The 11,080-nt window shown below is 35.5% G+C and carries 11 protein-coding genes; 4 read left to right on the top strand and 7 right to left on the bottom strand.

Annotated features, from left to right (window positions below; translation table 11 throughout):
* Positions 1–181: 181 nt before the first annotated feature.
* Both hpf and IPZ78_RS06770 read right to left on the bottom strand, forming a co-directional pair.
* Complete coding sequence (gene hpf, locus IPZ78_RS06775; protein WP_225552238.1) at positions 182–523, bottom strand: ribosome hibernation-promoting factor, HPF/YfiA family; 342 nt, start codon at positions 521–523, stop codon at positions 182–184.
* A 14-nt stretch (positions 524–537) separates the two neighbouring features.
* The gene (locus tag IPZ78_RS06770; protein ID WP_317197570.1) at positions 538–1,443 is read right to left on the bottom strand and encodes a tyrosine-type recombinase/integrase; all 906 of its coding nucleotides are present in this window, start codon (positions 1,441–1,443) and stop codon (positions 538–540) included.
* A 139-nt stretch (positions 1,444–1,582) separates the two neighbouring features.
* On the opposite strand from IPZ78_RS06770, the gene IPZ78_RS06765 reads away from it, so the two are divergent.
* The 3 genes from IPZ78_RS06765 to gloA2 are packed head-to-tail and all read left to right on the top strand — an operon-like array spanning position 1,583 to position 5,551.
* Complete coding sequence (locus IPZ78_RS06765) at positions 1,583–4,222, top strand: heavy metal translocating P-type ATPase (protein WP_225552237.1); 2,640 nt, start codon at positions 1,583–1,585, stop codon at positions 4,220–4,222.
* Between the two features lie 27 nt (positions 4,223–4,249).
* A complete protein-coding gene (locus IPZ78_RS06760; RefSeq protein ID WP_225552236.1) occupies positions 4,250–5,155 on the top strand; it encodes a DUF72 domain-containing protein in 906 nt (301 codons plus the stop codon).
* A 9-nt stretch (positions 5,156–5,164) separates the two neighbouring features.
* The gene (gene gloA2 / locus IPZ78_RS06755; protein ID WP_225552235.1) at positions 5,165–5,551 is read left to right on the top strand and encodes an SMU1112c/YaeR family gloxylase I-like metalloprotein; all 387 of its coding nucleotides are present in this window, start codon (positions 5,165–5,167) and stop codon (positions 5,549–5,551) included.
* A 23-nt stretch (positions 5,552–5,574) separates the two neighbouring features.
* Here gloA2 and IPZ78_RS06750 read toward each other — a convergent pair whose 3' ends face one another.
* Genes IPZ78_RS06750 through IPZ78_RS06740 form a run of 3 tightly spaced genes read right to left on the bottom strand, consistent with a single transcriptional unit; the run spans position 5,575 to position 6,809 of the window.
* Positions 5,575–5,925, bottom strand: coding sequence for a TM2 domain-containing protein (locus tag IPZ78_RS06750; protein ID WP_225552234.1), 351 nt, complete (start codon positions 5,923–5,925; stop codon positions 5,575–5,577).
* Positions 5,922–6,230, bottom strand: coding sequence for a DUF2752 domain-containing protein (locus IPZ78_RS06745; RefSeq protein WP_225552233.1), 309 nt, complete (start codon positions 6,228–6,230; stop codon positions 5,922–5,924). The genes IPZ78_RS06750 and IPZ78_RS06745 overlap by 4 nt, the downstream gene beginning before the upstream one ends.
* A 45-nt stretch (positions 6,231–6,275) precedes the next feature.
* Positions 6,276–6,809, bottom strand: a complete 534-nt coding sequence (locus tag IPZ78_RS06740; RefSeq protein ID WP_225552232.1) for a thermonuclease family protein — start codon at positions 6,807–6,809, stop codon at positions 6,276–6,278.
* Between the two features lie 129 nt (positions 6,810–6,938).
* Here IPZ78_RS06740 and IPZ78_RS06735 point away from each other — a divergent pair, with 129 nt between their 5' ends.
* The gene (locus IPZ78_RS06735; RefSeq protein ID WP_225552231.1) at positions 6,939–7,799 is read left to right on the top strand and encodes a prolyl oligopeptidase family serine peptidase; all 861 of its coding nucleotides are present in this window, start codon (positions 6,939–6,941) and stop codon (positions 7,797–7,799) included.
* 47 nt (positions 7,800–7,846) lie between these two features.
* On the opposite strand, the gene IPZ78_RS06730 is transcribed toward IPZ78_RS06735, so the two are convergent.
* Both IPZ78_RS06730 and IPZ78_RS06725 read right to left on the bottom strand, forming a co-directional pair.
* The gene (locus tag IPZ78_RS06730; RefSeq protein WP_225552230.1) at positions 7,847–9,751 is read right to left on the bottom strand and encodes an AAA domain-containing protein; all 1,905 of its coding nucleotides are present in this window, start codon (positions 9,749–9,751) and stop codon (positions 7,847–7,849) included.
* Between the two features lie 83 nt (positions 9,752–9,834).
* Entirely contained in the window at positions 9,835–11,022 is a 1,188-nt protein-coding gene (locus IPZ78_RS06725; RefSeq protein ID WP_225552229.1) for a class I SAM-dependent methyltransferase, read from the bottom strand.
* Positions 11,023–11,080: the final 58 nt, after the last annotated feature.

The raw sequence follows: 11,080 nt of genomic DNA, 5'->3' as shown, positions 1-11,080 counted from the left end.
TATAAACTCTTCTATTAGCAATAAAACAGAATCCAAAACTGTCAATAATTACAAAATATCCAAAATATCCTCTGTATCCAAGTATGCAGCTTAACAATTAGAAGTTTTCTTAAAAATCGAAATAAAACAAAGAAGCTGCCCTTTTTGGACAGCTTCTTTGCAATAACTTATTTATCACTGACTAAAACTCATCTTCACTTGATAACAGTTCCTTGTGATTACTCACAGCTGTTCGAGTCTTGGTTTTGTGTTTACTTATTTGTCTTCGTAAGGATTCGACGGCAACATCTGTTGCCTCTTCAAAGCTTTTCGCTTGAGCTTTAGCGAATAATTGTGAACCTGGAATATTAAATTTCAATTCCACAACTTTGTTGGCTTCATCTTCCACATTTTCTAGTCGTAAGTAACATACCCCTTCGATGATATTATCCAAGAATTGTTCTAATTTGCTAGTTTTTCTTTTGATAAAGTCGATCAATTTTTGATCTGCATCGAATTTGATTGATTGCACAGTTACGTTCATGTTTTCCTCCTTTTTTAAGCTTTTGGATGAGCTTGTTTATAAATGTTTTTTAATCGTTCAACAGAATTGTGTGTATAAATCTGCGTAGCAGACAATCCTGCGTGTCCCAATAACTCTTTAATCGCGTTCAGATCGGCTCCGTTATCTAGCAACGATGTCGCAAAACTGTGTCGTAATATATGAGGACTCTTTTTCTTTTGTGATGTAATCATACTTAGATACTTATTTACTACACGGTAGACTAGTTTAGGATATGCTTTCTTCCCATCCTTAGTAACGATCAAATGCTCTGAATTATTATCTAAATTGCTCTTTTCTTTTTTTTCTAAATACTGTTTAAGTTCATGAATTAATGTCGAATACATTGGAACAAATCTAAGTTTGTTCCTTTTACCTAATATAAGGATTTTTTTATTGTAAAAGTCAATATCTCGCTCTTTTATTTCCAATAATTCTGCCAATCGAATCCCTGTTCCAAAAAGCAATTCTACAATGATAAAGTCTCGACTATCTTCGAATGTTTCATTCGAGGATTCCATCTTTTCCAATAGCGCTGTCATCTTTTGTTTTTCAACCACTACAGGCAATTGTTTTCCTACTTTAAGCGCCTTAATTAAATGTACAGGATTCGTAGCAGACAAAGATTCTCGTTGCAAATATTTGTAATACGATTTCAACACTGATATTGCACGATTTACGGAAGATGCAGTTTTGCCTTTTTCCTTTATTGTCGCAAAATAATACCTACAGAACTTGTAATCAACATCTTGAAAAACCATCCCTTCTGACTCCAAAAAAGTTAGATAGGAATGTATCTCCAATTCATACGCAATTATTGTATGCGGGGAGTACCTTTTTTCGAATTTTAAGAAATTGATGAAACTGCTTTTGTACATAGATGGATCAAAACTTTCTCTCAATATAAAAATTATATAGAATAATAACTAACCAAGCCATCGAAATGTTTAAAAATCCAAAAATTATAACACAATACTGAAAAACTATGTACATATTACTTATATATTATCACGAATTTTGATCTATCAAAAAGACATTAATATGCATAAACATATATATGATATCACAGGTATGACCTGCAACGGTTGTAGGTCTATGGTCGAAAAAAAATTGAATGAAATAACAGAAGCTAAAGCCGAAGTAAACCTCTCCCATGGTACTGCAGAAATAAGCAGCACAAAACATATACATATTGAAGAATTACAAAGTAAGCTAAATGAATTGGGTGGACAATACGCCATACATGAACACGGGAATGGCGAACATGCTCCTCAAAAAACGATAAATGATATTCCTGATTCACCATCTAATCATTACATCTGCCCTATGTTTTGTGAAGGACATGACAAAATATATGATAATAAAGGCAGATGTCCTGTTTGTAATATGTTCTTGATGCCAATTGAACAGGTAGATTTCAATGTAAAATCTTACCACATTGCTCCAAATACATCACACGCTGGCAAATACTACTGCCCAATGATGTGTGAAGGAGATAAAGTATATGACGAATTCGGGAGTTGCCCTGTTTGTGGTATGAACCTAGAGAAAATCCCTGAAACAAGATTGCAAATCACTTTCTCTTGCCCTATGCATCCAGAGATTGTTTCCGACAAACCTGGTGTTTGTTCTATTTGTGGAATGGATTTAGTGGCCAACCAGCCTATCGAAGAAGAAGACAACGTTTATCTAAATTGGAAAAGGAAATTCTTCCTTAGTCTTATATTTACAATTCCAGTCTTCCTACTTTCTATGGGAGATATGCTACCCGGTCAACCAATCAGCAAAATTATCCCAGCTTCTATCAATGGATGGATCCAATTGTTGCTTACACTACCTGTTGTATTTTATACCGGATGGACCTTCTTTGTCAGAGGTTGGACTTCATTCAAGACATGGAATCTCAACATGTTTAGTTTAATTGCTTTGGGATCTGCAGCCTCTTTTATCTTCAGTTTAGTTGCACTTATCTACCCTGATATACTTCCTTCTGAAATGCGTGGACATCACGGACAAATACATCTGTACTTTGAGTCCGTTGTTGTAATTATTACATTGGTCATCTTAGGTCAATTGATGGAAGCAAAAGCACATTCAAAGACGAATTCAGCCATCAAAGAACTAATTAAATTAACTCCTGCAGAAGCTGTCCGACTCCATAATGGAAAAGAAGAAAGAATTGCTGTATCCGATATCCAGAAAGGCTATATACTAAGAGTACACCCTGGTGACAAAATTCCGATAGACGGTGTTATTACGAATGGAAATACAGCAATCGATGAATCCATGATTACCGGAGAATCGATACCAATAGAAAAGAAAAGTGGAGATACTGTTATTGGGGGAACTATAAATGGTAACCACAGTTTTGAGATGAAAGCCGAAAAAATAGGTAACGAAACCGTACTTTCTCAAATCATACAATTGGTTAATGAAGCAAGTCGTAGTCAAGCCCCAATTCAAAAATTGACAGACAAAGTATCCCGTATATTTGTTCCCGTCGTGATATTGATAGCTGCAGTAACTTTTGTCGCTTGGCTTTTTTTAGCTAAAGAAAATAGTCTTTCATACGCTATTACGAATGCACTTTCTGTACTGATCATTGCTTGCCCATGCGCATTGGGGCTCGCTACACCTATGTCTGTCATGGTAAGTATTGGAAAAGGAGCTAAAAATGGTATTCTTATTAAGAAAGCGGATGCCTTAGAACAATTGCAAAAGGCTAAAATATTAGTAGTAGACAAAACTGGCACTCTTACAGAAGGTAAACCTGTAGTGAGCATGTATAAAGGTTCAGAAAAATTTTCTAATAAAGACGTATTACAATTTGCTGCATCTATTAATAAGCACAGCTCTCATCCATTAGCACAAGCAATTGTCAATAAAGCTAAGGAAGAAAAACTAGTTGATATTGATGTAACAAAATTCGAAAATATCTCAGGTAAAGGAGTCTCCGCACAGCTTTTCCATCTTAAGGCAGTACTAGGTAACCTTCAGCTGATGCACGACATACGTGTTGATATACCTAATGTAATTACAGAAGAAATTGAAAATCTTCAACGCTCAGGCGCTAGCACCTCATACTTGAGTATTGACAATCAATTTGCTGGATTCATCGCTGTCAAAGACAAAATCAAAGCCAATGCAAGAGAGATAGTACAGCAATTGAATGAAAATAATATAAAGGTAATTATGTTAACAGGTGACAATGAACTAGCGGCACAGGCTGTTGCACACGAAGTCAATATAGATACTTTCAAAGCAAAACAATTTCCATATGACAAACTTAATACCATCAAGTCATTGCAAAAAGAAGGTAAAATAGTCGCTATGGCAGGAGATGGTATTAATGATGCTCCAGCGCTTGCTCAAGCCAACATCGGAATAGCAATGGGCAACGGTACAGATGTGGCTATTGAAAGTGCAGACATTACATTACTAAAAGGAGATTTAAAAGGAGTATCAAAAGCCATTCATTTAAGTCGTTTGATGATGCAAAACATCAAGCAGAATTTAACCTTTGCTTTCTTATACAATGTCATTGGAATACCTTTGGCAGCAGGTATACTCTACCCTAGTTTTGGAATCCTATTATCTCCAATGATCGCTGCTGCAGCAATGAGTTTAAGTTCAGTATCTGTTATTGCAAATTCATTGCGCTTGAATTTAAAAAAGCTTTAACCTATCTTTAAAAAAATATTTTGGAACATGAAATTTGGACAAGTACCTGACCCATCTATTATAGATTTTTCCATTCCGACTACCCCTAAGGAGACGTTAGATTTATTGAAAAAAAATAAGTCTGATAAACCAATGGAAGTCTATGTCGGTTGTGCAAAATGGAATAAAACAGATTTAAAAGGATTCTATCCACGCGGAACTAAAGATGAGTTAGCCTATTACTCGACACAGTTCAATTCTATTGAGTTGAATGCTACATTCTATAATTCACCAAGCAAACAGCAAGTCGAGACATGGCGAGATAAGACACCCTTAGATTTTAAGTTTTTTCCAAAAATCCCACAATCTATTAGTCACTTTTCTCGTTTACTCAACACCGATGAGAAAGTAAAAGAATTTGTTGACTCAACTGTATTATTTGAAGATAAATTCGGCATGGCCTTTCTGCAATTGATAGATAACTTCAAACCCAAAGATTTTGAACGCATGGAGAAATTCTTGAGAGATTTCCCAAAAGGATACCCATTGGCAGTAGAAGTAAGAAACGAAGAGTGGTTTAAGTCTGAAGTCGCCAAAAAGTTTTTTGCACTATTAGAAAAGACAAACAAAACCAATGTATTAGTGGATACAGCTGGACGAAGAGATATGATGCACATGCGATTGACAACCCCTACAGCCTTTGTGCGCTATGTAGGCGCAAATCATCCAACAGATTATACACGTTTGGATCAATGGATTAATACAATAGTTGAATGGAAAGAAGCAGGTTTACAGCAATTGTATTTTTTTATTCATCAGAATGTAGAAGTGGAGTCTCCTTTGCTTGCAGCACATTTTATTGACAAATTAAATAAAGCAATTGGAACAAAATTACCTATTCCTCAGAAGCCAGAAGACCCTAAAAAAGGCAAATCTGCCCCTACATTATTTTAATTCTTATTTATGAAGCTCAATAAGGTACACCATATTGCGTTAATCGTCAGTGATTACAAAAAATCAAAACACTTCTATACCGAAATATTAGGTTTAGAAATCATTGAGGAAACATTTCGAAAAGAAAGAAACTCATACAAGTTAGATTTAGCGTTGAATGGTAAATACGTTATTGAGCTATTTTCATTTCCTGATTACGTTAGTCGTCCTTCCTACCCCGAAGCATTGGGCTTACGTCATTTAGCTTTCGAGGTCGATAACATAGAACAAACAACACTAGAATTACATCGTAATCATATCCATACCGAATCAATTCGTGTTGACGAAATAACTGGTAAAAAGTTTTTGTTCTTCACCGACCCTGATCGATTGCCCCTAGAGCTCTATGAAAAGTAAGTTTATTATTCTGTAATCGTGAATTATTGGATCATTGATAAAGTTTCTACAGCAACTTTACGATTAAATTCATCTGTCATCGATTTATGATTAATCAAATCCACTATGGTCCCGATAAGACAAAATCCTCCAGTAAAAAAGTATATAATTCCCATACCAATCTGCCCAAGTACAAATCTTTGCACACCAGCAATGAATATAAAACCCAATAATGTAAATATTAATATATCTTGAGATTTCTTACGTCTTGAGGAATATAATTGAGTAAAATTACGAAGTTTTTCTTCGTTAAGACTCTTAGCGATATGGTTAAGGTTAGCCATTTCTTCTGGAGTAATACCTTCTAAATACAGAAAATTGTTATTATTTGTCATATCTTAATTTTTGATGATTGAATATACAAAATAAATAGATTTAATATGCGATATAAAAGCACTAAAAAAGTCGGAATACCAAACCAATGCATTTCTATAGACTCGCTAACGTACCCATGCATTAGTAAACCAATAGCCCTTCCCAATCCACACCCTGGACACCATCCTAAACCCGCACTATGAATAGGACATAATGAATTAGCTTCTTTGTCATGGACATCTAGATGGTATAAAACAATTAACGCTACTACCCAGATTATTAATTCTAGAGGTAATGATTTTAATAATTGTTTAAATTTACTCATCTGTTTTGTGATTCAACATACGTTGGTTAAATATCTAGTATAAATTTAATCTTCTTCTTTCCAAATACCCAATTTATTTTCCCGCGCATAAACCTGAGCTTCATAAAACATCTCTTCATACTGAATATTTGGTGAAATAGTCATCAGTGTAGCGTACCCTTGCCTTATAAGATGCTCATTTAAAAAAGTGCCATCATTCAAATAAGCATAACCAAGTGTTCTGCCATATTGATCTAATGAATCTACATCAAAAGTCAATCTCACAAAGCGATTAGATAGCAATAGGCTATCTACATACCCCTTCGATACAGCGCCAAATGGATGTTTCTTTTTCCGAAAAACATTCTTTACCTCAGGTGCATCTACACCGATTAACCTTATTTTAATTCGTTCTCCTTTACTATCTAACACCCAAAATGTATCACCATCTACTAATGAATCTACTTTAAATATACTTGGATCAGTATGTATTTTATCTTCAAATCTGCCCTCAAATGGTACAATCCTACCGGTTGAATGTTGTGATTCGCAAAAGCTAAGTAAACTCGATATAAATAAAATAAATCCTCGAAACATCATGCTACGAAAGTACCACTATTCATCCTAAACTTTTAATGAAGTATTCCACAAATCAACAAAAACTTAACCCATAATTAATGTCGGCATTAAATTTGAAGACTTTAAAATGAACCTTATAAATTTTCAATTATGAAAAAGTTAAAGTTAATTTTGCTCTACCCTATTTTCGCACTGCTTTTTACAAATTGCAGCAAAGAAGATAAAGACACAATTCTCCCTGTGACAGAAGATGTTATCATGAAGGATGTAACATATGGTCCGCACGAGCGTAACAAAATGGATGTATTACTTCCATCAGGAAGAAACACGACACAAACGAAAATACTGGTATTGATACATGGCGGTGGATGGATAGGTGGAGATAAATCTGATTTTGATATCTTATTAAACACCGACAATCTCGAGAATCTTAAAAAAGAATTTCCAAATATTGCCATATTTACGTTGAACTATCGCTTGACAACATCAAATGCAAATCAATTCCCTGCAGCAGAACAAGATATCAAAGAAGCGATGGATTTCATATTTCGAAATTCAAATTCTTATCAAGTCAATTCTAATACGACATACATTTTAGGAGCTAGTGCTGGTGCACATTTAGCAGCTTTATACACGGTTAAAAATCCGTCATCTCGCATCAAAGGTACCATAGGTATATCAGGAGCATACGAATTAAAATCGCTGTACACAGATGGTAATAAAGAAGCTAAAGATGTTTTAGAAGCCTTCTTAGGTGGTACCCCACAGTCCAAAGAAAAGAATTATTTTGATGCCTCTCCTATTAATTTTATTCAACCAGGCCAAACTAAATATTTGTTACTGCATGGTAAGGAAGATCAATTAACACCAATTTCGCAAGCTGAAAAATTTGAAACAGCCTTAAAAGTTAAAAATGTAAATGTTCAAAAATTTTATTATTCTGGAGGTCATGGTATTCCTCCTGAGCATATTACGCAAGGACTACAGACTATAGGTGATTTCTTGAAATAACCCTCCTTAAGCTCCATTTCTATACTTTTGAGCAATAGAAATGGAGCTTAATCATTCCATTCCCAAACACTATGATACGTATCCAAATCACTCACATAGTCTATGAAACCTTTATAAAATGGATGTTGCCCTATAGTACTACTGTCACCAATAACGATCAATTTTTTACGTGCGCGTGTCATTGCGACATTCATTCTTCGAATATCCGCTAAAAAGCCGATATTCTGCTGCGAATTACTACGAACTAAGCTAATGTAAATCAAATCCTTTTCCTGTCCCTGAAAACTATCTATCGTATGTACCTGAACTTTCCCCCCATAATTGGCAATCATTTCATCTGCGCCTATTAATTCTTTGAGAAGAATAGATTGCTTGCGGTATGGTGTAATCACACCAATAGAGGGAAGAATCCCTCCATTACTAATCTGCTCAAATGACTGGATACTTTCCTGAAGATGATTTAGCAGAAAATGAGCTTCCTCCACATTTGAAATAGCATCATCTTCGATATTTTCATCGTATCCAGCACCCGCCGTATCAATAAACAATATAGGTTTAGTATCATTATTAATAGTCCACTGTGCAACTTTTTCTGAAGCTATTAACCCATCATTGTATAAACTGTGTGATGGATATTGCATAATAAACTTATTCATGCGATACTGTACATTAAGCACACTAACAAACTGAGGATAAACAACCAACAGCTTTTCAAACAACGTAACATACAGTCCTTTTGAACTATCTTTAGATGACTTCACCGTTGGGGGCAATTGCAAATGGTCACCAGCTAAAATAACTTTTTCTCCCTTGAGAATTGGCAACCAACATGCAGGCTCTAATGCCTGAGCAGCCTCATCTATAATGACTATTTCATACTTTCTATTACGAATGGAAAAATGATTAGACCCAACTAAAGTCGCGGTAATGACCTCCGCTTTATCCAATACATCTTCCATGACATAATCTTGAATCTTATCAATTTCTTTACGAATTTTCTTAGCCTCATCAAATAATGCTTTGCGTTGTTCACGCTCAGCACGTCCAAAACTACGTTTGTATTTATGCGCCATATCTTGATAAGCCCGAGCCTGCTTGTCTAAATTCTTCACCTCCTTATTCGCAGTATGATTATTCATCTTCGCATCTAATGTCAGATTCAACAAATGATCCGAAACACGAACAGGATTACCCATTCGAACTACATGCACACCGATAGCATCAAGTCGCTCGGTCAACAAATCAATAGCTGTATTACTAGGAGCGACCACCAGAATCTGTTTTTTACGCTCCTTAACCAATGCTTTGACACCATGAATCAAGGTTGTTGTTTTACCAGTTCCTGGAGGGCCGTGCAATATAGTTAGTCTGTCCTGCGAGAGCATATTAGTAATAGCCTGATTTTGACTTTCATTTAGTGCCACATTATGATATACCTGCGACGCTGGATGTACATAGATATCTTCCTTACCAATCAGTTGTCTTATGAACCCACCTTCCTTTTCATCATTTACTAAGTCCTTCGCAAGGTGAAGCACTTGTTCCATCTCACGATATGAATTCTCATCAAATAGCAAATCAACCCCTAGCTTGCCTCTTCTGCTCCAATCTGGCAATTCGTCTACACGTAGTGAAATGCGCATGGTATCACGACTCACAAAACTAATCACCCCATTAATACGGTCTTCCTCCGGATCGTGATTTGAAAATAATGAAACAGGCATACCAAACCTAAACCTATGTCCTTCAGCGACATTATTTGTCTTATTTACAGTGATACTTAAATAATCTCCACGTCCCATTTCACTTTGCGTAATCGCTATAGGAAACCAAGTCATCCCCTGCTCCTTACGCATATTGAGGTTACTTTTAAAAAGTAACTCTTCGTGCAATTTTCTATCATAATCTTGCTCTTGCTTTAAAAGAGCTAGTAAATCATCAAAATATTTCATCTAAAGTGCTTTGTTATAGGCAAAAGTAAAGCTCATATAGATTATCCATACTATATGAGCTTTACGCAATTGTAATGTACCTATTATTTATCTAAACCACATAGTCTTTCTAAATAATGAAAGCCTATGCCGAAATAACTTTTTATGTCTTTTATTTGCTTCAAGACATCTTCTTTTTTCTCTTTACTAATCTCCTTTTTAACCGCTACAATCATCACATTCTTAGGAGTATGTGCATCTGATATAAATTGCATCACTTTGGTTTGGTAACCAAAATATTCCAAAATCAACGAACGAATACCATCTGTCAGCATTTCGGCATGACGCTCTAAAAATATTCCGTGCTTTGTCATAAACGACAAATCGTTCTGTGCTTTTATTTTTTCCAACTCACGACGTACTTGTTTGTGGCAACAAGGCGCCACGACGATTAAATTGGCATGGTGCTTAATACCTTTGTAAATCGAGTCATCCGTTGCTGTGTCACAAGCATGTAATGCAATCAAAATATCCAAATCCGTCTTCGGTTTGTAATCCTCTATCGTCCCTTGAAGGAACTGCAATTCGTCAAAACCACTATTAGCAGCGATACTATTGCACAACTCCACCAAATCTTCGCGATATTCTACGCCTTCGATATGAGACCTACGTTGAAGTGTTGTATTCAAGTAGTCGTATAGGGCAAATGTCAAATACCCCTTACCTGCACCCATATCCACAACTTGGAGCATATCTTTTTGTGGTAAAGCAGTCAGTTCGGTACTCAACAATTCTATATAATGGTTGATTTGCTTCCACTTATCTTGTGCATTTTTATACACTTTTCCAGATTCATCTGTCAGACGCAAATCTTTCAAATAGGTTTTATTGGAATCTCCAATTTTACGCTCTTTTATCTTGTCGTGTGTCAACGAAATAGGCTTCTCTGCTGTAGCCCTCTCATCACGTGTTATCCAATTTTGCTTAGCATTCAACTCACAAATGACATTTTCTGTTGAGGTAAATAATGTTACTATGCGGAATCCTTCTGGGTTCATCATACTTACTATCTCAGTAAGACCTTCTTCAATTCCAAAATTTTTAGTGATATCACGAGTCTTATAGCGGTAAGTAAATGAAAGTTTGAGCTCACGCTTGATTAAAATAGCTTTCACGTAAATATTTTTGAGCTGCTCCACCTCTCCTTTATAATTTCCTAACGATAATTTGATAAAGTGTTGATTTTGTATGCTTAACTTGATTTGCGCGATAAATGCGGTTAACACAGTCATAGTTGACGAATTGATGAATATGGCAAAGATACGAAAAGCATGAGCGAAGTTGAATTTT

Source organism: Sphingobacterium bovistauri (assembly GCF_020295405.1).
Taxonomy (GTDB): domain Bacteria; phylum Bacteroidota; class Bacteroidia; order Sphingobacteriales; family Sphingobacteriaceae; genus Sphingobacterium; species Sphingobacterium bovistauri.
The sequence above is the reverse complement of the archived record's forward strand: the minus strand, read 5'-3'. Positions and strand labels throughout refer to the sequence as shown.

Bases quoted from the DNA above. Each gene is read 5' to 3' on its own strand.
- IPZ78_RS06750 (WP_225552234.1), bottom strand. From the start codon at position 5,925: ATGACAAATAATAACAATTTTCTGTATTTAGAAGGTATTACTCCAGAA.
- hpf (WP_225552238.1), bottom strand. From the start codon at position 523: ATGAACGTAACTGTGCAATCAATCAAATTCGATGCAGATCAAAAATTG.
- IPZ78_RS06725 (WP_225552229.1), bottom strand. From the start codon at position 11,022: ATGACTGTGTTAACCGCATTTATCGCGCAAATCAAGTTAAGCATACAA.
- IPZ78_RS06745 (WP_225552233.1), bottom strand. From the start codon at position 6,230: ATGAGTAAATTTAAACAATTATTAAAATCATTACCTCTAGAATTAATA.
- IPZ78_RS06735 (WP_225552231.1), top strand. From the start codon at position 6,939: ATGAAAAAGTTAAAGTTAATTTTGCTCTACCCTATTTTCGCACTGCTT.
- IPZ78_RS06760 (WP_225552236.1), top strand. From the start codon at position 4,250: ATGAAATTTGGACAAGTACCTGACCCATCTATTATAGATTTTTCCATT.
- gloA2 (WP_225552235.1), top strand. From the start codon at position 5,165: ATGAAGCTCAATAAGGTACACCATATTGCGTTAATCGTCAGTGATTAC.
- IPZ78_RS06765 (WP_225552237.1), top strand. From the start codon at position 1,583: ATGCATAAACATATATATGATATCACAGGTATGACCTGCAACGGTTGT.
- IPZ78_RS06730 (WP_225552230.1), bottom strand. From the start codon at position 9,751: ATGAAATATTTTGATGATTTACTAGCTCTTTTAAAGCAAGAGCAAGAT.
- IPZ78_RS06740 (WP_225552232.1), bottom strand. From the start codon at position 6,809: ATGATGTTTCGAGGATTTATTTTATTTATATCGAGTTTACTTAGCTTT.